Below are 23,910 nucleotides of genomic sequence, written 5' to 3'. Positions count from 1 at the left end.
ACAGACCATGCCCCTGACACGCAAAGCCTACCGCGCCGCCCTGCTCCACAGCCTCGCCGACCCGGCCGAAGTTGGCATCGAGGCCTCCTATGAATATTTCGAGGATGGCCTGCTGGTGGTGGAAAATGGCCAGATCAGCGCCATCGGCCACGCCCATGAGCTGCTGCCGACCCTGGCGGCGGATATCGAAATCGCCCATTACCCGGACGCGCTGATCACTCCAGGCCTCATCGATACCCATATCCACCTGCCTCAGACCGGTATGGTCGGCGCCTATGGCGAGCAACTGCTGGACTGGCTCAACACCTACACCTTCCCCTGCGAAAGCCAATTCGCCGACCCGGCCCACGCCGAGGCAGTGGCGGATATTTTCATCAAGGAACTGCTGCGCAACGGCACTACCACGGCCCTGGTGTTTGGCAGCGTGCATCCCCAATCGGTAAATGCATTTTTCGAGGTGGCCGAGAAGCTCGACCTGCGCATGATTGCCGGCAAGGTGATGATGGACCGCAACGCCCCGGACTATCTGGTCGACACTGCCGAATCCAGCTACACCCAGAGCAAGGCATTGATCGAGCGTTGGCATGGCAAGGGTCGCCTGCACTACGCCGTGACGCCGCGCTTCGCGCCGACCAGCACCCCGGAGCAACTGACCCTGGCCGGCCAGTTGCTCAGTGAATACCCGGACCTGTACATGCAGACCCACATCAGTGAGAACCTGCAGGAAGTGCAATGGGTCAAGGAATTGTTCCCGGAGCGCAAGGGATACCTGGACGTCTACGACCACTACCAGTTGCTCGGCGAACGTTCGGTGTTCGCCCATGGCGTGCACCTGTGTGACGACGAATGCGCGCGCCTGGCCGAGACCGGATCGGCCATCGCCTTTTGCCCGACGTCGAACTTCTTCCTCGGCAGTGGCCTGTTCAACTTGCCGATGACGGAGAAGCACAAAGTGAACGTGGGCCTGGGCACGGACGTGGGCGGCGGCACCAGTTTCTCGCTGTTGCAAACCCTGAACGAAGCCTACAAGGTCATGCAACTGCAAGGGGTGCGGCTGAGCCCGTTCAAATCGCTGTACCTGGCCACCCTCGGCGGGGCCCGGGCCTTGCGCCTGGAAGACAAGATCGGGACGTTGCAACCGGGAACGGACGCGGATTTCCTGGTGCTGGACTACAACGCCACGCCATTGCTGAGCTATCGCCTGAAGCAGGCCAAGGACATTGCCGAGCGGTTGTTCGTGCTGATGACGCTGGGGGATGATCGGGCGGTGGCGCAGACTTATGCGGCGGGTCGGTTGGTGCACCAGCGGTAGGTTGTATTGCCTGCCAGGACGCTATCGCGAGCAAGCTCGCTCCCACAGTGGATTTGTGGTGTACACATAACCCTGTGGGAGCGAGCTTGCTCGCGATTGGCGGTATGACTGGTTCAACCCTCAGAGCTTGGCAGGCGAACGCCCCGGCTTCTTGCTCTGCAACAGGTGCGAGAACACCGCGTGCAAGTCATCCGACGCGCTTTCTTCGTCGAGGTTGAGCTTGCTGTCGATGTGGTCCATGTGATGCATCATCAGGTTCACCGCCAAGGCCGCGTCACGGGCCTCGATGGCGTCGATCAATTGGGTGTGTTCGTCATAGGAACAGTGCGAGCGGTTGCCGCTTTCGTACTGGGCAATGATCAACGAAGTCTGGGACACCAGGCTGCGCTGGAAACTGATCAGCGGTGCGTTTTTTGCCGCCTCGGCCAGTTTCAGGTGGAACTCGCCCGACAGCCGGATGCCGGCGCCACGGTCGCCACGGGAAAAACTGTCGCGCTCGTCGCTGACCATCTGCCGCAGCTCGGCAAGCTGCTCGGCCGTGGCGTGCTGGACCGCCAGCTCCGTGATCGCCTTCTCCACCATGCGCCGGGCGAAGAACACCTGGCGGGCCTCTTCGACACTTGGGCTGGCAACCACCGCGCCACGATTGGGCCTCAGCAACACCACGCCTTCATGGGCCAGGCGCGACAGCGCGCGGCGAATGATCGTGCGGCTGACCCCGAAAATCTCCCCCAGCGCCTCTTCGCTCAATTTCGTACCGGGCGCCAGGCGCTGTTCGAGGATGGCCTCGAAAATGTGCGCATAGACAATATCGTCCTGGGTTCCGCTGCGGCCGGCTTTGCCAGCTCGCGGTTGTTTCTTGAGGGGCTGCAACTGTTCGTTCATGGGCACTCGAGTCGGGAGAACTGCGGCGATTTAACCGTGACTGTAATACGGCACAGCGGGTCGCTGGCAAGTATCGCGTAAAAAACACGGCGATTGTACACAACCTCTGATGGCAACACGACTGTACGGCTGTTTGCGGACACGGCTGTATCGCGACCGGTCGGTGCGTTGAGTTTAGGCTTTAAACCCGAACCTGTGGCGCCACCCGCCCAGTCAATCTACAACAAGGACCGCCGCCCACCATGACCGAAGTCACGACCGCGCCACTTCGTCCATTGGCCGATACATCGCCCTCGGCCATCGTTGCCGGTTTCATCGCCATGATGACCGGTTACACCAGCTCCCTGGTGCTGATGTTCCAGGCCGGACAAGCGGCGGGCCTGACCACCGGGCAGATTTCCTCGTGGATCTGGGCCATCTCCATCGGCATGGCGGTGTGCTCCATCGGTTTGTCGCTGCGCTACCGCACGCCCATCACCATCGCCTGGTCGACACCCGGCGCGGCGCTGCTGATTACCAGCCTCGGCGGCGTGAGTTATGGCGAGGCCATCGGCGCGTACATCACCTGCGCGGTACTGGTCACGATCTGCGGCCTGACCGGCAGCTTCGAGCGCCTGGTCAAGCGTATTCCTGCCTCCCTGGCGGCGGCGTTGCTGGCAGGCATTTTGTTCAAGATCGGCAGCGAGATTTTCGTCGCGGCCCAGCACCGCACCGGTCTGGTGCTGGGGATGTTTTTCACCTACCTGATCGTCAAGCGCCTGTCGCCACGTTATGCGGTGCTGGCGGCACTGCTGGTCGGCACGGCGCTGTCGGGCGTGCTGGGGCTCCTGGATTTCAGCGGTTTTGCCTTGGAAGTCGCGACGCCGGTCTGGACCACGCCGCACTTTTCCCTGGCCGCCACCATCAGCATCGGCATCCCGCTGTTCGTGGTGGCGATGACCTCGCAGAACATGCCCGGCATCGCGGTGCTGCGCGCCGATGGCTACAACGTACCGGCCTCGCCGTTGATCACCAGCACCGGGATCGCCTCGCTGCTGTTGGCGCCGTTTGGCTCCCATGGCATCAACCTCGCTGCGATCAGCGCAGCGATCTGCACCGGGCCGCACGCCCACGAAGATCGCAACAAGCGCTACACGGCGGCCGTGTGGTGTGGAGTTTTCTACGGAATTGCCGGGGTTTTCGGCGCGACACTGGCGGCGTTGTTCGCGGCGCTGCCCAAGGAACTGGTGCTGTCCATCGCGGCGCTGGCCCTGTTCGGGTCGATCATCAACGGCCTGAGCATCGCCATGAGCGAAGCGAAGGAACGGGAAGCGGCGCTGATCACCTTCATGGTCACGGCGTCGGGGCTGACGCTGTTTTCCATCGGCTCGGCGTTCTGGGGGATTGTGGCGGGGGTGTTGACGTTGCTTATCCTTAACTGGCGCAACGCTTAAAAGCATCGCGAGCAGGCTCGCTCCCCCAGGGGACTTGTGTCGCTCACATAACCTTGTGGGAGCGAGCCTGCTCGCGAAAGCGGCCTGAAGGACGGCAATTACTTAACAGACAGGCACAAAAAAACCGGCACCTGTGAAGGTCGCCGGTTTTTTTAACATCAAGCCTTCGAATTGATCGGCTTTTCCGGATACCACACGTCCAGCAACGGGCTGACTTCAACGCTGGTCAGCTCAGGACGGGCTTTGAGCCAGGCTTCGACGGCAGCGCGCTGCTCTTCGGTAACCGAGCCACGCTTCTGCAGGCAAACCAGGCCGTAGTCGTCACCGCCGACATAGCCCAGGCCGTTGGCTTCCATGGCTTCTTTCAGGAAAGCGTCGAGGAAAGCGTCAATAGCCTCATCGGCCAGATCTTCTTTGAAATCCAGGTTCAGTTCGAAACCCAGCTCTTGAAATTCATCCACGCACAGCTTTTTGCGCAGACGCTGGGAACGGTTAGTCGCCATTGAAACAATCCTCATAAGTAATAACGGCCGGCACTTTACCAGTTTGGTGCGTCGATTGCCCGACTCATCGGGCATCTGTGCCTACCGTCGGTAAAAAAATACCGCTTCGGCGGGCTTGGGCACGGCACAAGCCGTTGCGCCTTGGGGCATAATGCCGAACTTTCATGACCGTTGAGGACGTTCATTTTCATGTCCTCGTCTTTTCTCCCCTCGCCTGCAGGGTTTTACTTCACATGATCAAATCTTTGCGTCCACTGCTTCTGGCCAGCCTTCTTCTTCCCCTGGCCCTTCCGGTCTCCACCAGCGCCGCCACCATCAACACCGCCCTGTCGCCCAATGTGCAAAAGGCCCTCAAGAACAGCAAGCTGCAAGACAACGCCCTCTCCCTGGTGATGGTGCCGCTCAACGGCCCCGGCACCCCGACGCTTTACAACGCCGACGTCTCGGTGAACCCGGCGTCCACCATGAAGCTGGTGACGACCTACGCGGCCCTGGAAATGCTCGGGCCGAACCACCAGTGGAAAACCGAGTTCTACACCGACGGGACCCTCAGCGGCGGGATCCTCAACGGTAACCTGTACCTCAAGGGCGGCGGCGACCCCAAGCTGAACATGGAGAAGCTCTGGCTGTTGATGCGCGATTTGCGGGCCAACGGCGTGCAACAAGTCACCGGCGACCTGGTGCTCGACCGCAGCTTTTTCATCCAGCCGCAATTGCCCGAGTTCAACGACGACGGCAACGATGTGAACAAGCCCTTCCTGGTCAAGCCCGACTCGCTGCTGGTCAACCTGAAGGCCCTGCGCTTCGTGGCCCGCAATGACGGGGGCCGGGTGCTGGTTTCGGTGGAGCCTCCCATTGCCAACATCCGCATCGAAAACGTGGTCAAGGCCGCCAACTCCAAGCAATGCACCGGCGGCGTGCGCTACAACCCGGTGGCCCAGGCGGACGGCAGCATGACGGTGACCGTCAGCGGCCAGCTCGGCGAGGGTTGCAGTTCCCAGACTTACCTGTCGCTGCTCGATCATGCTACCTACACCGCTGGCGCCGTGCGGGCGATCTGGAAAGAACTGGGCGGCAGCATCCAGGGCAACGACCGCCTGGCCGCGACCCCGAAGAGCGCCAAACTGTTGGCCCGGGCGTTCTCCCCGGACCTGGCGGAGATCATCCGCGACATCAACAAATACAGTAACAACACCATGGCCCAACAACTGTTCCTGAGCCTGGGCGCGGAGTTTCGTAACGAGGCCGACGGTGACGACGCCAAGGCGGCGCAACGAGTGGTACGCCAATGGCTGGCCAAGAAAGGCATCACGGCGCCGCACCTGGTGATGGAAAACGGCTCGGGCCTGTCCCGCGCGGAACGGGTCAGCGCCCGGGAAATGGCGGCGATGCTGCAAGCGGCATGGCGCAGCCCGTACGCGGCGGAATTCGTCAGCTCGATGCCCATCGCCGGCACCGACGGCACCATGCGCAAACGCTTGAAGACCACTGCCATGGCGGGCGAAGCCCACATCAAGACCGGCACGCTGAACACCGTCCGCGCCATTGCCGGCTACAGCCGTGACATCAATGGCAATACCTGGGCGGTGGTGGCCATCCTCAACGATCCGAAGCCATGGGGCGCTTCCTCCGTGCTGGACCAGGTGCTGCTGGACCTGTATCGCCAGCCGAAACTGCCCCAGGCAGCGTCGCTGCTCTGAGCCAGGCCCCAACACCAACCCAATGTGGAGCGAGCCTGCTCGCGATTCGGTCGACCAGCACACATCGATGCTGGTTGAGACACCGCTATCGCGAGCAAGCTCACTCCCACAGCGGTTAGCGTGAAGCCATTATGCCAACTGCACCTCGACCCGATCCCGTCCTGCCTGCTTGGCCGCGTAAACCCCAGCGTCAGCCCGCAACAGCAACGCATCGGCGCCTTCGCCGGCGCGCCAACTGGCCACGCCAAAACTGGCGGTGATGATGCCCACGTCGTCAATCGGCGCGCTGCGAAGACCATCCCACAACCCCAACGCCAGCGTGTAGGCGCTTTCGCTGTCGGTATCCGGGCATAGCACCACGAACTCCTCCCCGCCCAGCCGGCAAAACACATCGGTGCGGCGCAGTCGCTGGGTGATCCGCTGGCAGACCGCCTGCAACACCCGGTCCCCCACCGCATGGCCGTGCTGGTCGTTGATGCGCTTGAAATGATCGATATCGAGCATGACCACCGTCAGCTCCCCGGAGCCACGTTCGACCCTGGTCATTTCCGTCGTCAGGCGCTCCTGGAAATAGCGCCGGTTGCGGATCCCGGTCAAGGCGTCGGTGACCGACAGCGCCCGCAGCTCTTCCTCGACGCGCTTGAGGTCCGAGATGTCGGAAATATAGCCGTGCCATAACACGCCGCCGCCGGGCAACTGTTCGGGAGTCGCCTCGCCACGCACCCAACGCAGCCCGCGATGCGGCAGTTGCACCCGGTACTCCTCCCGCCAGGGGCTCAAGGTATCGGCCGAGGTGCGAATCGACGCGCGTACCCGTGCGCTGTCGGATGGATGGATACGCGAGAAAATCGCATCAGCGTGCCGCACCAGCACATCGGGCTCCAACTCATAAATGTCGCGGATGCCATCGCTGGCGTAGATCACACTGAACCCGCCGTTGAAATCCATCTTGAATTGATAGATGCCGCCAGGCACATGGGCGCTGAGTTTCTTCAACAGCAGATCCCTCGCCGCCAGCGCTTCGTGGACGCGCTTGCGCTCGGTGACGTCGATGCAGATCGCCAGGTGCCCGACCCATAATCCCTGCTCATCGAGCACAGGCGTGGCCAACATGTTGACCGTCAGGTGACTGCCGTCGCGGCGCACCAGGGTCCACTCACGAGCCTGTTGTCCACTTTGTTCGCCGCCCTCGAGCAGCATCGCGTGGCATGTCGGGATCGGTTTTCCAAAGCGGGCCGCCAGTTGTGCGGCCCGGTGTTGCAATTCGCGGGGAACGTGGAGGCTCTCCAGGGTCATGCTTTGCAGGACGTCACAGCTGCGGTAGCCGAGCATCTGTTCGGCGCCGGCATTGAACGTAGTGATGACACCGCGCAGGTCGGTGGCGATGATCGCAACCTGGGTCGCGGCATCGAGCACGCCCCGCAGTTGGCCGTGGGTGCCGCGCAGTTCCGACTCCCGGGCCCGCAATTCCCGGGTGCGCTGCTCCACCAGTGCCAGGGCCCGCTGCCGTTGGCTGACCAGCGTATAAAACAACGCGCTCAGTAACAGGCTGAGCAATGCGCCCAGCACTGTCAGGCTTGTCACGCTGGAATGGTTGCTCGACAGGAACAGGCGGCTGGGACGCAATTCGACCCGGAAGTCCCGGTCCGCGAGGCGCAGTAACCGGGTCGCTGCCAAATCGCTTTTGCCCGGCTGGTCCGACGTCTCGTACAGCACCTCCCCATGATCGCCATCGGACAGGTCGATCACACGCATCGACAGATTGTCGCGGCCCGGCGCAGGCAGGTCATCGGCGACCAGCTGGCGCATGCTGACGGCGGCCACCACGTATCCGAACGGCTCACCGGCCAGATGCCGACTCACGGGGGCTGCGAGCACGACCCCACGGGAAAAGGCCGGGTCGACTCCTATCAGGTTAACCGGTTGGGAAACCACCAGGGCGTTACGCTGGCGGGCCCGCTCCAGCGTCACACGGCGTAACGGCTGCGAAAGAAGATCCAGGCCCAGCGGCGAGCCATAGGACGGTTGGCTCTGGACGTACAGCACCGGTACGTATTCGTCCCGTTCGATGGCCGGATGCAACATACCGGCTTCATCCTGTTCGCGAATGGTATAGGTGCCAGACACCTCGGCCCGCGCCTGTTGTTCAAACGGCTGCCGATCGTCCCGAAAGACCCGGGGCGCCCAGGCAAAGGCCCGGGTGCGCCGCAACAGGGCTTCGGTGTAGCCATGGAACTCGCTGTTGGAAACCCCGGAGGAGTTGGCGAAGAAACGTCTCAGGCTGTCGAGGCGTTGCTCCTGGTCCTGGAAACGTTCCTGGAGGCGGCTATAGCGCTCTTCGGCTTGCAGTTCGAAGCGCTGGCGCAATTGCTGGTTGAAAAGATTCAGCGTGCCCCAGGCCAGCAAACCGGTCAGCAGCAAGCCCGCCATCAGGACCAGGGACGCCACTAGCCATGCCGAAACATCTTCACTGATAAAGCCCAGGATTCTGGGACGCACCTGATGTAATGCCATACACATAACTCAGAAAGGGACCAGGCATATGTACAGCCCCGGCCACAGCCTAGTTATAGCTATCTGCCATCACTTTAGCCAGCCCCAATGATGCCCGGGAGCCTTGAATTTCAAGGCTCCCCTGGATCCAATGCCTCGAGATCAGCGCGCCATGATTTTCCAGGCGCGGTGGATTTTGCCGTTGCGGGCGAAGTCCGGGTCGATGGTCTTGGCGGTGATTTCCTCCACCGCGTAACGCTCGGCCAGGTTTTCTTCGAGCTGGAACTTGCGGAAGTTGTTGGAAAAATACAGCACGCCGCCCGGCGCCAGGCGCGCCATGGCCAGGTCGAGCAGTTGCACGTGGTCGCGCTGCACGTCGAACACGCCTTCCATGCGCTTGGAGTTGGAGAAGGTCGGCGGGTCGATGAAGATCAAGTCGTACTCGTCGCGACTGGCTTCAAGCCAGGCCATGACGTCGCCCTGCTCCAGGCGGTTCTTGTCCGAAAAGCCATTGAGGGACAGGTTGCGCCGCGCCCAGTCCAGGTAGGTTTTCGACAAATCGACGCTGGTGGTGCTGCGCGCACCGCCCTTGGCGGCGTGGACGCTGGCGGTCGCGGTGTAGCAGAACAGGTTCAGGAAACGCTTGCCGGCTGCCTCCTTCTGGATCCGCAGGCGCATCGGCCGGTGGTCGAGGAACAACCCCGTGTCCAGGTAATCCGTGAGGTTGACCAGCAGCTTCACGCCGCCTTCGCTGACCTCGGTGAATTTGCCTTGGGCACTCTGGCGCTCGTACTGTTTGGTGCCGCTCTGGCGCTCGCGGCGCTTGATGACCACGCGGCTCTTGTCGACATTCAAGGCCTGGGGAATCGCCGCCAGCGCATCGAACAACCGGGCCGAGGCCTTTTCCGGATCGATGGATTTGGGCGCGACGTATTCCTGGACGTGCACCCAATCGTGGTACAGGTCGATGGCCATCGAGTATTCGGGCATGTCGGCATCGTAGACGCGATAGCACTCCACGCCCTCACGCTTGGCCCACTTGCTCAGCAACTTCAGGTTTTTCTGCAGCCGGTTGGCAAACATCTGCCCACCTTCGCTCAGGCGCGCCTGCTCGATCACCGGGGCGGGTGCCGGGGCTGGCTTGATGGGGTTGCCGTTCTTGTTGTACTGGCGCTCCTGGGGGACATCCGGGGCCTGGTCGTAGGCGGATTGTTCACGCTCGGCCTGGCGTTGTTCCGGGGTGCGACGCTCGCCCGTGACGAACTGATCCGGCAGCACCTTGATCAACAGCAGCTTGCAGGGCAAGGCGCCGTTCCAGAACGAATACTGCTTGTGGCTGCGAATGCCCATGCGCTTGCCCAGGTCCGGCGCGCCGGTGAACACCGCCGCTTCCCAGTTGAGGCAGGCCTGGCGCAAGCGTTCGCCGAGGTTCTGGTAGAGATACAGCAGGCTGGCTTCGTCGCCCAGACGCTCGCCATACGGTGGGTTGCAGATCACCAGGCCCTTCTGGTTCTGGTCCGGGCGTGGTTCGAAAGTGGCGACTTCGCCCTGGTAGATCTTGATCCACTCGCTCAGGCCCGCGCGTTCGACGTTGTTGCGGCCCGGCTGGATCAGCCGTGGGTCGGCCTCGTAGCCACGAATCCACAACGGCGGCTTGGCCAGTCCGGCGGCGGCGCGCTCGGTGGCCTCCTCATGGAGCTTGCGCCACAGCGCCGGCACATGGCCGAGCCAGGCGGTAAAGCCCCATTGCTGACGACGCAGGTTGGGCGCCATGTCGGCGGCGATCATGCCGGCTTCCACCAGGAACGTGCCGACGCCGCACATCGGGTCGGCCAGCGCCCCGCCTTCAGCGGCAATGCGCGGCCAGCCGGCGCGGATCAGGATCGCGGCGGCGAGGTTTTCCTTCAATGGTGCGGCGCCTTGCTGCAAGCGATAGCCGCGCTGGTGCAGGCTGTGGCCCGAGAGATCCAGGGAAAGGATCGCTTCGCCACGGTCCAGGCGCAGGTGGATGCGCAGGTCCGGGTTGAGCTTATCGATGGAAGGACGGTCGCCCGAAGGGGTGCGCAATTTGTCGACGATAGCGTCCTTGACCTTCAAGGCGCCGAAATGGGTGTTGTCGATGCCCGAGCCGTGACCGCTGAATTCCACCGCCAGGGTGCCATCGGGCAGCATGTGGTCTTGCCAATCGACATCCAGTACGCCGTGGTAAAGGTCTTCAGCGTCCTTCATCGGGAAGCGCTTGAGCACCAGCAACACGCGGTTCGCCAGGCGCGACCATAGGCAGAGCCGATAGGCTGTCTCCATGTCAGCGCTGCCGCGAACGGCCGAGGTGTGCTCGCGCGCCTCTTCAAGGCCAAGCCCGACGGCTTCCTCAAGAAGCAGGCCTTCGAGGCCCTTGGGACAGGTGAGGAAGAGTTCGAAACGGTCGGACATTGGATTTCCAGAGCCTTTGGCTAAGTGGGCCGGGCAACGCATTGCCGGGCCGGGTTCAATCAGGTGCTTTTCTCAAGAGCACCCGCGTGGCACGAGCGTGTGCCGTTCCGTACTCGCCGCTCAGGTTCAAAGAGCTTAGATGCGTGTACAGATAAAAAAATTCTGTGCAACAAATTGTGAAAAGTCACCCCTTTCGTCGAATAGTACCCGAGTGCAACAGGGGGACATTCTCATCCGACCATGGCGACCGCCTTTCGGCGCAGGGCTGATCATACAGGGGTCTTGCTCAAAAGCGGGTGTTGAACATCATGTTACTTATCGCACTAGCATCTTTAATGTTACGTGCTTATGACAAAACGATCATTCCATCCGTGTGACGCTTTGGTTAGAACTCACCACAGGTTGACGTCGCAACGGCGTCAACACCTCGGCTCGTCACGCCGGCAACGAGCCGCCAACGGCAGAATGATTCTGCCCCGGCCTCAATAGAGGTCGACGCTAAGCAACAGTCAACAAGTGAGGGCAACACCCTATGAGAAGACTTAAGCGTGATCCGTTGGAAAGAGCATTTTTACGCGGTTACCAATATGGCGTTGGTGGTAAATCCCGTGAGCTTTGCCCCTTTACTCTACCGTCGGTACGTCAAGCCTGGATCAATGGCTGGCGGGAAGGACGCGGCGACAACTGGGACGGTATGACCGGCACTGCGGGTATCCATAGACTCAACGAACTTCACGCCGTCGGCTGACACAGGGCTTATTACTCAAGAACTCGACAACTTGACATCCAAACCGATTTAACCACGCACGTCCCATCCGGACGGCGGGCTACGGCCCAAGGGGCTCCTTCTGGAGCCCTTTTTAATGCACGGGATTCGCGGATTTGAGCTGAAAACACTGGTGTGGCGAGGGGAGTTATCCCCTCGCCACAAATGGACCTCACCAACCTGAGGAATCACCCCAACGCCGCAATCGCATCCACCGACTCTCGAATCAGCGCCGGCCCCTTGTAGATGAAACCCGAATAAACCTGCACCAGGCTTGCCCCAGCGGTGATTTTCTCGGCGGCATGCCGGCCTTCGGTGATCCCGCCCGCCGCAATGATCGGCAAGCGTCCCGCCAGTTCACCCGCCAGGATTTTCACGGTATGGGTGCTCTTGTCACGCACCGGCGCACCAGACAAACCGCCCGCCTCGTCACCGTGTTCCAGCCCTTCGACGCCTTCGCGTCCCAGGGTGGTATTGGTGGCAATCACCGCGTCCATGCCGGTCTCGATCAGGGCCTGGGCCACTTGGACGGTTTCCTCGTCGCTCATGTCCGGGGCGATCTTGATGGCCAACGGAACATGCCGGCCATGGATAACCGCCAGCTCCGCGCGGCGCCGGGCCAGGTCGGCGAGCAATTGCTTGAGGGAGTCACCAAATTGCAGGCTACGCAGCCCCGGAGTGTTCGGGGAGCTGACATTTACGGTGACATAGCTGGCATGGGCATAGACCTTGTCCAGGCAGATCAGATAGTCGTCGACGGCGCGCTCCACCGGGGTGTCGAAATTCTTGCCGATGTTGATGCCCAGCACGCCCTTGTACTTGGCCGCCGCGACACGGGCCAGCAGGTGATCGACGCCCAGGTTGTTGAAGCCCATGCGATTGATGATCGCCTCGGCCTGAGGCAGACGGAACAATCGTGGCTTCGGGTTGCCCGGCTGTGGCCGCGGCGTCACGGTGCCGATCTCGACGAAGCCGAAACCCAGTTGCGCAAAGCCGTCGATGGCGGCGCCATTCTTGTCCAGGCCCGCCGCCAATCCGACCGGGTTGGGAAATTCCAGGCCCATGACCGTCACCGGCAGTTTCGCCGCAGCCTTGCACAGCAGACCGTTGAGGCCCAAGCGCCCGCCCGCGCCGATCAGGTCCAGGGACAGGTCGTGGGAGGTTTCCGGGGAGAGTTTGAACAGCAGTTCACGGGCCAGGGTGTACATGGGCGGCTTTGACTCGGGCGACGAAATGAGGCCGCGATTATAGCCGCGCAACGGCGTCGCAAGCGAGGCGCTCGCACAAAACCGCAGCGCTGGCATATGCCTTGCACCTTTTTGGTCATCAGCGCCCCATGCCAACGACGGAATGAGTGCCGCACTGTTTCAAAGGACAACGGCGTCGGCGTCCGGCCTTCCTTGGCCCGGACACGGCGCTTTTTGATGTGGAAGGTGATATCGATGAATGAAGTTCCAGCCACGCCCCTGGCCTGGGTCAATGGCAGCGATGCCCCGGAAAAAAGCGCGATCAATCTTGGCTTCATGGCCCTGAGCGACTGCGCCCCGGTGGTGGTGGCCGCCACCCAAGGCTTCGCCCAACCCTACGGCCTGACCTTGAACCTCAAGCGCCAGGCGTCCTGGGCTAACCTGCGGGACAAGCTGGTCAGTGGCGAAATCGACGCAGCCCACAGCCTGTACGGCCTGATCTATGCCGTGCACCTGGGTATCGGCGGCGTCGCGCCCACCGACATGGCCGTGCTGATGGGGCTGAACCAGAACGGCCAGAGCATCAACCTGTCCCACGGCCTCCAGGCCCAAGGCGTGACCAGTCCTGAGGCACTGGAACAGCACGTGCACCAAACTCGCCCGAAACTGACGTTCGCCCAGACGTTCCCCACCGGCACCCACGCCATGTGGCTCTACTACTGGCTCGCGGCCCAGGGCATTCATCCTTTATCGGACGTCGACAGCGTCGTGGTGCCGCCGCCGCAAATGGTCGCGCACTTGCAGGCTGGTCGTATCGACGGTTTTTGCGTGGGCGAACCCTGGTGCGCCAGCGCGGTGAAGCAGAACCTTGGTTTTACCCTGGCGACCACCCAGACGATCTGGCCCGATCACCCGGAGAAAGTCCTCGGCTGCACCCGCGCTTTCGTCGAGCAATACCCCAATACCGCCCGGGCATTGGTCATGGCGATCCTTGAAGCCAGCCGTTTCATCGAGCAAAGCGTCGAGAACCGTCGCAGTACCGCGCAATTGCTCAGCGCGCCCGAATACCTCGATGCGCCGCTGGATTGCATCGAGCCGCGCCTGCTGGGCATCTACGCCGACGGCCTGGGCAACAGCTGGCAGGATCCCCATGCCATGCGCTTCCACGGAGGCGGCGAGGTGAACCTGCCATACTTGTCCGACGGCATGTGGTTCATGACACAGTTCCGCCGCTGGGGCCTGCTGCGCGAAGACCCGGACTACCTGGCCGTCGCGCGCCAGGTCCAGCAACTCGAGCTGTACCGTGAAGCCGCTGCGACACTGGGCATGACGCCCCCAGGCCAGGACATGCGCAGCAGCCAACTGATCGACGGCACCACCTGGGACGGCACGGACCCGGCCGGGTACGCCCGCAGCTTCAAACTGCACGCCTTGAGCGATGCGGCTCCCCTTCTCGCCAGCCGCTGACAGGAGCCACGATTATGCTGCGTATCCTGCTGATCAACGACACCGCGAAAAAAGTCGGCCGCCTTAGAGCGGCCTTGATTGAGGCCGGCTTCGAAGTGATCGACGAATCCGGCCTGACCATTGACCTGCCAGCGCGCGTCGAAACGGTGCGTCCGGACGTGATCCTGATCGATACCGAGTCACCCGGACGCGATGTGATGGAGCAAGTAGTGCTGGTCAGTCGCGACCAGCCGCGACCGATCGTCATGTTTACCGACGAGCACGATCCGGATGTGATGCGCCAGGCCATCAAGTCGGGTGTGAGTGCCTACATCGTCGAAGGCATCCACGCGGCGCGCCTGCAACCGATCCTCGATGTCGCCATGGCGCGCTTCGAAAGCGACCAGGCCCTGCGCGCCCAATTGCTGGCCCGCGACCAGCAACTGGCTGAACGCAAGCGCATCGAACTGGCCAAGGGCATGCTGATGAAAATGAAAGAGTGCAACGAGGAACAGGCCTACACGCTGATGCGCCGCCAGGCCATGAGCCGCCAGCAGAAGCTGATCCAGGTGGCGGAGCAGATCATTGCGATGAATGAATTGCTTGGCTGAAAGCCTTGTAGTGCCTGGCCTGCCCCATTCGCGAGCAGGCTCGCTCCCACAGAATCGGTGAACGCCTCAAATCCCCATGTGGGAGCGAGCCTGCTCGCGATAGCCATCCCCCTCCCTCGGGTTGGCACAGATCTCGCTTAAGCAACCCCACAGGTAACCAACGGCGGTTGCCCCACCTACGACAAAGACGTCGCACACCCTCTCGCCTCTCAGGCAATCCGGGTTGCGGCGTTTTTTTGTTTTGGTCCCGCGGGACCGGTGGTGCGACCACAGGCGGCGCACTGCTCAAAGCACTGACTCATTTCTCGAGACTTTTACAGCTGAGGTGCGCGATGAATTCAAGCTTCTGGAAATCCGGCCACACCCCGACATTGTTCGCGGCCTTCCTCTATTTCGACCTGAGCTTCATGGTCTGGTACCTGCTTGGCCCGTTGGCGGTGCAGATCTCTGCCGACCTGCACCTGACCACGCAACAGCGCGGCCTGATGGTCGCCACCCCGATCCTCGCCGGTGCCGTACTGCGCCTGTTCATGGGTCTGCTGGCCGACCGGATTTCGCCGAAGACCGCCGGCATGGTCGGTCAGGTGATCGTCATTGGTGCGCTGTTCTGCGCCTGGAAACTGGGCATCCACAGCTACGAGCAAGCGCTGCTGCTAGGCCTGTTCCTCGGTGTGGCCGGCGCTTCGTTCGCCGTGGCCCTGCCGCTGGCGTCCCAGTGGTATCCGCCGCAGCACCAAGGCAAGGCCATGGGCATCGCCGGGGCCGGCAACTCGGGCACCGTGCTCGCAGCATTGATCGCACCGGTCATGGCCGTGGCCTTCGGCTGGACCAACGTGTTCGGCTTCGCGCTGATCCCGCTGGTGCTGACCCTTGTCCTCTTCGCCTGGCTGGCCAAGAACGCCCCCGAGCGCCCCAAGGCCAAATCCATGGCCGACTACCTCAAGGCCCTGGGCGACCGGGACAGCTGGTGGTTCATGTTTTTCTATAGCGTGACCTTCGGCGGCTTCATCGGCCTGGCCAGCGCCCTGCCCGGCTACTTCAACGACCAATATGGCCTGAGCCCGGTCACGGCCGGCTACTACACCGCCGCCTGCGTCTTTGGTGGCAGCCTCATGCGCCCATTGGGCGGCGCCCTGGCGGACCGCTTCGGCGGCATCCGCACCTTGCTCGGCATGTACACCGTCGCGGCCGTCTGCATCGCCGCGGTGGGGTTCAACCTGCCAAGTTCCTACGCGGCATTGGCTTTGTTCGTCTGCACCATGCTTGGCCTGGGTGCGGGCAACGGCGCGGTGTTCCAACTGGTGCCACAACGTTTCCGTCGGGAAATCGGCGTGATGACCGGGCTGATCGGCATGGCCGGCGGCATCGGCGGCTTCGCCCTCGCGGCGGGCATGGGCGCGATCAAGCAGAGCACCGGCAGCTACCAGTTGGCGTTGTGGTTGTTCGCCAGCCTTGGTGTCCTGGCCTGGTTCGGCCTGCACGGCGTCAAGCGTCGCTGGAGAACTACTTGGGGTTCGGCCGCCGTCACCGCTGCTCGGGTCTGACCGCCCATCATGAGCCTGCAATTGAGTTTTGCCGAAGCCAGTGCCATCGGCCCACGGGAGGAGAACCAGGACGCCCTGCGCCTGGTGACCCCTGCCCCGGCCTTGGCCGCCAGCAAGGGTTACCTGTTCGCCATCGCCGACGGTGTGAGCCAATGCGCCGATGGCGGGTTGGCGGCGCGCTCTACTTTGCAGGCACTGGCGCTGGACTACTACGCCACGCCGCAAACCTGGGGCGTGGCCCAGGCACTGGACCGGCTGCTGTCGGCGCAGAACCGCTGGCTGCAGGCCAACGGTGGCGGGCAGCCGCTGCTCACCACCGTCAGTGCCCTGGTGCTGCGGGGCCGGCGCTTCACCCTCGCCCATGTCGGCGATTGCCGGGTCTACCGCTGGCACGCCGACCACCTGCAACGGGTCAGCGAAGACCATGTCTGGGAACAACAGGGCATGCAGCATGTGCTCAAGCGCGCCCTGGGGTTGGATCAGCACCTGATCCTCGATTTCCTGGACGGTGAGCTACGCGAAGACGAAACCTTCGTGCTGCTCAGCGACGGTGTCTGGGCGGTACTCGGGGACACGGCCATCGCCGGCATCCTGCGCGACCAGCCGGACCTCAATCTCGCCGCGCAGACGCTGGTCAACGCCGCGCATCTGGCCGGTAGCCAGGACAACGCCAGCGCGCTGCTGGTGCGGGTCGATGCGGTGGGCGAAGCGAGCATCGGCGACGCGTTGATCCAATTGCAGCAGTGGCCCCTGCCACCTGCGCTGAAGGCGGGCCAAGTGTTCGAGGGCTGGCAGATCGAAGGCGCGCTCGGCCAGAGCCAGCAGTCGTTGCTCTACCGGGTACGCGATGGCCAGGGCCAACCCTGGCTGCTGAAAACCTTGCCCGGGCAGTTACGGGACGACACCCGGGCCGGCCAGGCGCTGCTATCGGAAGAATGGTTTCTCAAGCGGGTCGCGGGCAGGCAATTTCCGGAGGTGCATGGCGTGCCTCAGCGCCAGCATCTGTACTACGTGATGCGCGAATACCCGGGCGCGACCCTGGCCGAGCTGTTCAACCAGGGCGGTCCGCTGTCGCTGGCCCAATGGCAAGACCTGGCGCAGCGGTTGGTGCGAGCGGTGGGTCTGCTGCATCGAAGGCAGATCTACCACCGCGACATCAAGCCGGAAAACCTGCACCTGGGAGACGATGGCGAATTGCGCCTGCTGGATTTTGGCCTCGCGTACTGCCCCGGCCTGTCCGAGGACCAGGCCAACGTGCTGCCCGGAACGCCCAGCTACATTGCCCCGGAAGCCTTCGGCGGCAACGCCCCTACGGCGCAACAGGATTTGTATGCGGTCGGCGTGACCTTGTATTTCCTGCTGACGGGGCACTATCCCTACGGCGAAATCGAAGCCTTCCAGCGCCCGCGCTTTGGCGTGCCGATCAACGCCAGCCGCTATCGACCGGACCTTGCCGAATGGCTTGGACAAAGCCTGGAACGGGCCGTGGCGGCAGACCCCGCGCAGCGCTTTGAAACAGCCGAGGAATGGCTGTTGGTTCTGGAACAGGGCGAGCGGCGCAGCATGAGCGTAAGGCCCAGGCCTTTGCTCGAGAGGGAGCCGCTGAAGGTCTGGCGGACGTTGGCGCTGGTGTCGTTGGTGGTGAATGTGGTGCTGTTGTTCCTGGTGTTTAACAGCTGAAATCCGGTCGCCCCCCATCGCGAGCAAGCTCGCTCCCACACTGGATCCTCAGTGGAAACAAAACCTGTGGGAGCGAGCTTGCTCGCGATGGCGGCCTGTCTACCACTACAAAGCTATCGGCCCCACGCTCCATTACCGAGCAACACGCTTTGATTCGGTGCAATAAATTCCCCTCGGTTTCACCCGACCCGCCGATCACCCAACAAATCCGCGTTCCCGAAGCACTTGGCACAACCACTGCATAACCTCTCTCACCATACATAAAGCAACGCTTCCAACGATGAAGGCGGTGCTTCCCGAGAGAACGGGACCAGGACAAAGGCGTCCTCGCTAGCTGTGCTAGCGGGACGCCTTTTTTTGTTTTCGAAAAATTGTCGAGCCAGCCTGACCGCCGTGATGAAACAGGCCTGAGCCTGCGGAGAACCCTGATGAAAAAACTCAAACTGGTAATGATCGGCAACGGCATGGCCGGGGTTCGAACCCTCGAGGAACTGCTCAAGTTGAGCAATGAGCTCTACGACATCACGGTGTTCGGCGCCGAGCCCCACGCCAACTACAACCGCATCCTGCTCTCACCCGTGCTCGCCGGGGAACAGACGTTCGAAGAAATCGTGCTCAACGACCTGAACTGGTATCAGGAAAACAACATCAAGCTGTTGCTCAACCGCAAGGTAGTAGAGATCGACCGGGTCAAGCGCCGGGTCATCGCCGAAGACGGCAGCGAAGCCGAATACGACCGCTTGCTCATCGCCACCGGTTCCACGCCGTTCATCCTGCCGATCCCCGGCAACACCCTCAATGGCGTGATCGGCTACCGCGACATCGCCGACACCCAGGCGATGATCGACACCGCCAAGACCCATAAACACGCTGTGGTGATCGGTGGCGGCCTGCTGGGCCTGGAAGCCGCCAACGGCCTGAAGCTGCGCGGCATGGACGTGACCGTCGTGCACATCGGCGAATGGCTGCTGGAACGGCAATTGGACAAGACCAGCGGCCAACTGCTGCAAACCGCCCTGGAAAGCCGTGGCCTGAAATTCCGTCTCAGCGAACAGACCCAGGCCCTGCATGACGCCGGCAATGGCCGTGTCGGCTCGGTACAGTTCAAGAACGGCGACGTCATTCCCGCCGACCTGGTGGTAATGGCCGCTGGCATCCGTCCCAACACCGAGCTGGCGGAAAAATCCGGCATCCCGTGCAACCGCGGGATCCTGGTCAACGACACGATGCAGACCTACGACCCACGCGTTTACGCCATCGGCGAATGCGCCAGCCACCGTGGCACCGCCTATGGCCTGGTGGCGCCGTTGTTCGAACAGGCAAAAGTCTGCGCCAACCACCTCGCGCAACTGGGTTTCGCCACTTACAAGGGGTCAGTCACGTCAACCAAGCTGAAAGTCACCGGCATCGACCTGTTCTCCGCCGGCGACTTCATGGGCGGCGAAGGCACCGAGACCATCACCCTTTCCGACCCGATCGGCGGCGTCTACAAAAAGCTGGTGATCAAGGATGACGTGCTGGTCGGTGCCTGTCTGTACGGCGATACGGCGGATGGCGGCTGGTATTTCCGCCAGATCCGTGAGAATCACGCCATCAGCGAGATCCGCGACCACCTCATGTTCGGCGAAAACGCACTTGGCGATGTAGGCCATCAGGGCCAGGACAAAGCCATGAGCATGGCCGACACTGCCGAAGTCTGCGGCTGCAACGGCGTGTGCAAGGGCACCATCGTCAAGGCGATCCAGGAACACGGGCTGTTCAGCGTCGATGACGTGAAGAAACACACCAAGGCCGCCAGTTCCTGCGGCTCCTGCGCCGGCCTGGTGGAGCAGATCCTGATCAACACCGTGGGCGGCGCGGCTGACGTCAAGCCCAAAAGCGAGAAAGCCATCTGCGGCTGCAGCGACCTCAACCACGGCCAGATTCGCCAGGCGATCCGCGACCAGCACCTGCTGACCATCGCCGGAACCATGAGCTACCTGAACTGGCGCACCCCGAACGGCTGCGCCACCTGCCGACCTGCGCTGAACTATTACCTGATTTCCACCTGGCCCGGCGAAGCCCAGGACGACCCGCAGTCGCGCCTGATCAACGAACGCGCCCACGCCAATATCCAGAAAGACGGTACCTACTCCGTAGTGCCGCGGATGTGGGGCGGCGTGACCAACCCGTCCGAGCTGCGGCGTATTGCCGATGTCGCCGACAAGTACAACGTGCCCATGGTCAAGGTCACTGGCGGTCAGCGCATCGACTTGCTGGGCATCAAGAAGCAAGACCTGCCCGGCGTGTGGAAAGACCTCGATATGCCGTCCGGCCATGCCTACGGCAAATCCATCCGCACGGTGAAGACCTGCGTGGGCAGTGAGTTCTGCCGCTTCGGCACGCAGAACTCCACCCAGCTTGGCATCGAGCTGGAACATGACTTGTTCAATATGTGGTCGCCGCACAAAGTGAAGCTGGCTGTCTCCGGTTGCCCTCGCAACTGCTCGGAAGCAGGCATCAAGGACGTAGGCATTATCGGCGTCGATTCCGGCTGGGAGATGTACATCGGCGGCAACGGCGGGATCAAGACCGAGGTCGCCGAGTTTTTCGTCAAGCTCAAGACCGCCGAAGAAGTACGCGAATACAACGGTGCTTTTCTTCAGCTGTACCGCGAGGAAGCCTTTTACCTCGAACGCACCGTGCACTACATGCAGCGGGTCGGCATGGAGCACATCAAGAAAGCGGTATTGGAAGACCCGGAGCGGCGCAAGGCCCTCAACGAACGTCTGAAGTTTTCCCTGTCCCTGGAACAGGACCCTTGGAAACAGCGGCTGGAACAGCCTCAACTGAAAAAAGAGTTCGAGGCCATCCCCGTGAAAAACCTGGAGGTGCCGGCATGAACTGGCTGGATATCTGCGCGTTGGACGAAATCAACGCCCTGGGCTCACGCATCATCCAGGGGCCGAAGGGCGATATCGCGATTTTTCGTACCAGCGACGATGAAGTTTTCGCACTCGACGACCGCTGCCCGCACAAGGGCGGCCCATTGTCCCAAGGCCTGATCTACGGCAAGCGCGTGGCCTGCCCGCTGCACAACTGGCAGATCGACCTGGAAACCGGCCTGGCCCAAGCCCCGGACGTGGGTTGCGCCCACCACCATGCGGCCCGGGTAGAGAACGGCCGGGTCATGCTGGCCCTGCGGGAAGCAAGCTCATGAGCCGCCAGACCACAGCCTCGACCTGCTGTTATTGCGGGGTCGGTTGCGGCGTGTTGATCGAGCATGACGGCGAGCGGATCCTCGGCGTCAGTGGCGATCCTGCCCATCCGGCCAACTTCGGCAAACTGTGCAGCAAGGGCTCGACGCTGCACCTGACCGGCGACCTCGCCGCCCGCGCGCTCTACCCCGAGCTGCGCCTGGGCAAAGGCCTGGCCCGGGCCCGCACCGACTGGGACAGTGCCCTGGATCACGCTGCCAGTATTTTCGCCGAGGCCATCGCCGAGCACGGCCCCGACAGCGTGGCCTTCTACATCTCCGGTCAATTGCTCACCGAGGATTACTACGCCTTCAACAAACTCGCCCGGGCTCTGGTGGGCACCAACAATATCGACAGCAACTCGCGGCTGTGCATGTCCTCCGCCGTGGTGGGCTACAAGCGAAGCCTCGGCGCCGACGCCCCGCCTTGCAGCTACGAGGACCTGGAACTGAGCGACTGCGTGATGATCGTCGGCAGTAACATGGCCTACGCCCACCCGATCCTGTTTCGTCGCCTCGAAGAAGCCAAATCCCGCCGGCCAGAGATGAAAATCATCGTCATCGACCCCCGGCGCACCGACACCTGCGACCTGGCGGACCTGCACCTGGCGATCCTGCCGGGCACCGACGTCGCATTGTTCCATGGGATTTTGCACCTGCTGTTGTGGGAAGACTGGATTGATCGCAGTTTCATCAAGGCACACACCGAAGGCCTCGCGGACCTGAAGAACCTGGTACGCGACTACACGCCCGCCATGGTCGCCCAGCTGTGCGGTATCAGTGTCGGGCAACTGCACCAATGCGCCGAATGGGTCGGCACCTCGCCCAGTTTCCTGTCGTTGTGGTGCATGGGCCTGAACCAGTCCACCGCCGGCAGCGCCAAAAACAGCGCACTGATCAACCTGCACCTGGCCACCGGACAGATCGGCCGTCCGGGCGCGGGCCCGTTTTCCTTGACCGGCCAGCCCAACGCCATGGGCGGCCGCGAAACGGGCAGTCTGTCCAACCTGCTGCCCGGTCATCGCGAAGTAGCCAACCCGGAACATCGCGCTGAAGTAGCCGATTACTGGGGCGTCGATCAGTTACCCGCAACCCCAGGCCTCAGCGCCATCGAGCTGTTCGAGCAGGTGCGCAACGGCAAGATCAAGGCTTTGTGGATCGCCTGCACCAACCCGGCCCAATCGATGCCTGACCAGGCCGCCATACGCGAAGCCCTGCAAGCCTGCCCATTCGTGGTATTGCAGGAGGCTTTCCGCACCACCGAGACCGCCACCTTCGCCGACCTGCTGCTGCCAGCGGCCAGTTGGGGTGAGAAAGAAGGCTCGGTCACCAACTCCGAACGGCGCATTTCACACGTTCGCCGGGCAATAAACGCCCCGGGTGAAGCACGTCCGGACTGGGCCATCACCGTGGATTTCGCACAGCGTCTGGAAAAACGCCTGCGCCCGGCTCCCTCCAGCCTGTTCGGCTTCGAAACCCCGGCCCAACTGTTCGATGAATACAAGCAACTGACCCGTGGTCGCGACCTGGACCTGTCCGGTATCAGCCACGCGCTGATCGATCAGCTTGGCCCCCAGCAATGGCCGTTCCGCGAAGGCGCTACGGTCGGCACCGCCCGTTTATACGTAGACGGCGTGTTTCCTACGGAAAGCGGCCGGGCTCGGTTTGTAGCCGACCCCTATCGCGCCGCCAAGGAATTGCGTGACGCGCGCTATCCGTTGACCCTGAACACCGGCCGCTTGCGTGACCAGTGGCACGGCATGAGCCGCACCGGCACCGCCGCGCAATTGTTTGGCCATGTCAACGAAGCGGTGCTCAGCCTGCATCCCGACGAGCTGCTTCGCCATCGCCTGCAAGCGGGCGACCTGGTCAGCCTCAAAAGCCGTCGCGGCAGCCTGATCGTGGCGGTGGACAGCGACGAAAGCGTGCGCCCCGGACAGGCATTCCTGCCCATGCACTGGGGCGACCGGTTTCTCAAGGGCGGGGTCAACGTCCTGACTCAACCGGCGTTCGACCCTTTGTCGAAGCAGCCGGAGCTCAAGCACAGCGGCGTGCGCCTGGAACCGGTGAACCTGCCATGGCAGCTTTTCGCCTTGGTCGAAGGCAATGTTCAACAGCATCTGGAGACTTTGCGTCCTCTGTGTGAGGCGTTTGCCTACGTCAGCCTTAGCCTTACCGGACGTGAACGTCCCGCATTGCTGATTCGCGCCGCCAGCGCCGCTGCGCCCGAACCGCAACTGCTCCAGGCGATCGACGAGCAACTCGGCCTTATCGACGGGCCCGTCTTGGCCTATGACGATCCGCGCCGCTCCATTGGCAAGCGGGTGCGGATCGAAAACGGCCGCATCACCGCCATTCGGCTGGCCGGAGAAACCCTGGCTCGCCATTGGCTGCAGAACCTGTGGCTCGAAGGTCGCGCCGACGAGCAACTGCGGCGCTGGCTGCTGGCCCCCTTGAGCGCGCCACCGGGCAACACCGGTGCCGCCATGGGCGGCGGGAAAACCCTGTGCAATTGCATGAATGTCAGCCAGCGCGCCGTTTGCGCGGGTATCGAGCGCGGCCTGGATTTGCAGGGCCTGAAAAAAGAACTGGGTTGCGGCACACAGTGCGGTTCCTGCGTACCGGAAATCAAACGCCTGCTGTTTGCCAACGCGCAACCGCTGGCGGCTATCTCGTGAGGAA

Annotated in this window: 16 protein-coding genes; 11 read left to right on the top strand and 5 right to left on the bottom strand. The window is 62.5% G+C overall.

Annotated elements, in window-relative coordinates; translation table 11 throughout:
* Positions 1-7 precede the first annotated feature (7 nt).
* On the top strand, positions 8-1,312 hold the full coding sequence (gene guaD, locus M1D68_RS08720) for a guanine deaminase (protein WP_457970025.1): 1,305 nt from the start codon (positions 8-10) through the stop codon (positions 1,310-1,312).
* A gap of 120 nt (positions 1,313-1,432) precedes the next feature.
* Here the strand turns inward: guaD and M1D68_RS08715 are convergent, their stop codons facing one another.
* Positions 1,433-2,197, bottom strand: a complete 765-nt coding sequence (locus tag M1D68_RS08715; RefSeq protein ID WP_420764733.1) for a GntR family transcriptional regulator — start codon at positions 2,195-2,197, stop codon at positions 1,433-1,435.
* A gap of 242 nt (positions 2,198-2,439) precedes the next feature.
* Between M1D68_RS08715 and M1D68_RS08710 the strand changes: the two genes are divergently transcribed.
* Positions 2,440-3,630, top strand: a complete 1,191-nt coding sequence (locus M1D68_RS08710) for a benzoate/H(+) symporter BenE family transporter (RefSeq protein ID WP_434563216.1) — start codon at positions 2,440-2,442, stop codon at positions 3,628-3,630.
* Positions 3,631-3,788: 158 nt separating this feature from the next.
* Here M1D68_RS08710 and M1D68_RS08705 read toward each other — a convergent pair whose 3' ends face one another.
* Positions 3,789-4,133, bottom strand: coding sequence for a YggL family protein (locus M1D68_RS08705; RefSeq protein WP_249875505.1), 345 nt, complete (start codon positions 4,131-4,133; stop codon positions 3,789-3,791).
* Between the two features lie 233 nt (positions 4,134-4,366).
* On the opposite strand from M1D68_RS08705, the gene dacB reads away from it, so the two are divergent.
* A complete protein-coding gene (dacB, locus tag M1D68_RS08700; protein ID WP_420764735.1) occupies positions 4,367-5,833 on the top strand; it encodes a D-alanyl-D-alanine carboxypeptidase/D-alanyl-D-alanine endopeptidase in 1,467 nt (488 codons plus the stop codon).
* 129 nt (positions 5,834-5,962) lie between these two features.
* On the opposite strand, the gene M1D68_RS08695 is transcribed toward dacB, so the two are convergent.
* Positions 5,963-8,347, bottom strand: coding sequence for a sensor domain-containing diguanylate cyclase (locus M1D68_RS08695; protein ID WP_420764736.1), 2,385 nt, complete (start codon positions 8,345-8,347; stop codon positions 5,963-5,965).
* A 141-nt stretch (positions 8,348-8,488) separates the two neighbouring features.
* Positions 8,489-10,759, bottom strand: a complete 2,271-nt coding sequence (gene rlmKL / locus M1D68_RS08690) for a bifunctional 23S rRNA (guanine(2069)-N(7))-methyltransferase RlmK/23S rRNA (guanine(2445)-N(2))-methyltransferase RlmL (protein ID WP_420764737.1) — start codon at positions 10,757-10,759, stop codon at positions 8,489-8,491.
* 532 nt (positions 10,760-11,291) lie between these two features.
* On the opposite strand from rlmKL, the gene rmf reads away from it, so the two are divergent.
* Positions 11,292-11,507 (top strand): ribosome modulation factor, encoded by a 216-nt coding sequence (gene rmf / locus M1D68_RS08685; RefSeq protein ID WP_003223300.1) that lies wholly within the window; start codon positions 11,292-11,294, stop codon positions 11,505-11,507.
* Positions 11,508-11,713: 206 nt separating this feature from the next.
* Here the strand turns inward: rmf and M1D68_RS08680 are convergent, their stop codons facing one another.
* On the bottom strand, positions 11,714-12,733 hold the full coding sequence (locus M1D68_RS08680) for a quinone-dependent dihydroorotate dehydrogenase (protein ID WP_420764738.1): 1,020 nt from the start codon (positions 12,731-12,733) through the stop codon (positions 11,714-11,716).
* Positions 12,734-12,967: 234 nt separating this feature from the next.
* On the opposite strand from M1D68_RS08680, the gene M1D68_RS08675 reads away from it, so the two are divergent.
* From M1D68_RS08675 to M1D68_RS08645, 7 genes are all read left to right on the top strand, one after another.
* Positions 12,968-14,179, top strand: a complete 1,212-nt coding sequence (locus M1D68_RS08675; protein WP_420764739.1) for a CmpA/NrtA family ABC transporter substrate-binding protein — start codon at positions 12,968-12,970, stop codon at positions 14,177-14,179.
* 14 nt (positions 14,180-14,193) lie between these two features.
* Positions 14,194-14,769, top strand: a complete 576-nt coding sequence (locus M1D68_RS08670) for an ANTAR domain-containing response regulator (RefSeq protein WP_420764740.1) — start codon at positions 14,194-14,196, stop codon at positions 14,767-14,769.
* 332 nt (positions 14,770-15,101) lie between these two features.
* Positions 15,102-16,313: a nitrate/nitrite transporter gene (locus M1D68_RS08665; protein WP_025212688.1), complete on the top strand. Its 1,212-nt coding sequence runs from the start codon at positions 15,102-15,104 to the stop codon at positions 16,311-16,313.
* A gap of 9 nt (positions 16,314-16,322) precedes the next feature.
* A complete protein-coding gene (locus tag M1D68_RS08660; protein WP_457970016.1) occupies positions 16,323-17,993 on the top strand; it encodes a protein kinase domain-containing protein in 1,671 nt (556 codons plus the stop codon).
* 428 nt (positions 17,994-18,421) lie between these two features.
* Entirely contained in the window at positions 18,422-20,875 is a 2,454-nt protein-coding gene (gene nirB, locus M1D68_RS08655; RefSeq protein ID WP_457970014.1) for a nitrite reductase large subunit NirB, read from the top strand.
* Entirely contained in the window at positions 20,872-21,192 is a 321-nt protein-coding gene (gene nirD, locus M1D68_RS08650; RefSeq protein ID WP_420764744.1) for a nitrite reductase small subunit NirD, read from the top strand. Before nirB ends, nirD begins: the two co-directional genes overlap by 4 nt.
* Entirely contained in the window at positions 21,189-23,906 is a 2,718-nt protein-coding gene (locus M1D68_RS08645) for a nitrate reductase (RefSeq protein ID WP_457970012.1), read from the top strand. The genes nirD and M1D68_RS08645 overlap by 4 nt, the downstream gene beginning before the upstream one ends.
* Positions 23,907-23,910 lie beyond the last annotated feature (4 nt).

The sequence above is a fragment of the Pseudomonas sp. R4-84 genome, assembly GCF_054130985.1.
This window is presented reverse-complemented; position numbering and strand designations above follow the sequence as displayed.

Coding starts and splice junctions, on each gene's coding strand:
- guaD (WP_457970025.1), top strand. CDS start 8: ATGCCCCTGACACGCAAAGCCTACCGCGCCGCCCTGCTCCACAGCCTC.
- M1D68_RS08715 (WP_420764733.1), bottom strand. CDS start 2,197: ATGAACGAACAGTTGCAGCCCCTCAAGAAACAACCGCGAGCTGGCAAA.
- M1D68_RS08710 (WP_434563216.1), top strand. CDS start 2,440: ATGACCGAAGTCACGACCGCGCCACTTCGTCCATTGGCCGATACATCG.
- M1D68_RS08705 (WP_249875505.1), bottom strand. CDS start 4,133: ATGGCGACTAACCGTTCCCAGCGTCTGCGCAAAAAGCTGTGCGTGGAT.
- dacB (WP_420764735.1), top strand. CDS start 4,367: ATGATCAAATCTTTGCGTCCACTGCTTCTGGCCAGCCTTCTTCTTCCC.
- M1D68_RS08695 (WP_420764736.1), bottom strand. CDS start 8,347: ATGGCATTACATCAGGTGCGTCCCAGAATCCTGGGCTTTATCAGTGAA.
- rlmKL (WP_420764737.1), bottom strand. CDS start 10,759: ATGTCCGACCGTTTCGAACTCTTCCTCACCTGTCCCAAGGGCCTCGAA.
- rmf (WP_003223300.1), top strand. CDS start 11,292: ATGAGAAGACTTAAGCGTGATCCGTTGGAAAGAGCATTTTTACGCGGT.
- M1D68_RS08680 (WP_420764738.1), bottom strand. CDS start 12,733: ATGTACACCCTGGCCCGTGAACTGCTGTTCAAACTCTCCCCGGAAACC.
- M1D68_RS08675 (WP_420764739.1), top strand. CDS start 12,968: ATGAATGAAGTTCCAGCCACGCCCCTGGCCTGGGTCAATGGCAGCGAT.
- M1D68_RS08670 (WP_420764740.1), top strand. CDS start 14,194: ATGCTGCGTATCCTGCTGATCAACGACACCGCGAAAAAAGTCGGCCGC.
- M1D68_RS08665 (WP_025212688.1), top strand. CDS start 15,102: ATGAATTCAAGCTTCTGGAAATCCGGCCACACCCCGACATTGTTCGCG.
- M1D68_RS08660 (WP_457970016.1), top strand. CDS start 16,323: ATGAGCCTGCAATTGAGTTTTGCCGAAGCCAGTGCCATCGGCCCACGG.
- nirB (WP_457970014.1), top strand. CDS start 18,422: ATGAAAAAACTCAAACTGGTAATGATCGGCAACGGCATGGCCGGGGTT.
- nirD (WP_420764744.1), top strand. CDS start 20,872: ATGAACTGGCTGGATATCTGCGCGTTGGACGAAATCAACGCCCTGGGC.
- M1D68_RS08645 (WP_457970012.1), top strand. CDS start 21,189: ATGAGCCGCCAGACCACAGCCTCGACCTGCTGTTATTGCGGGGTCGGT.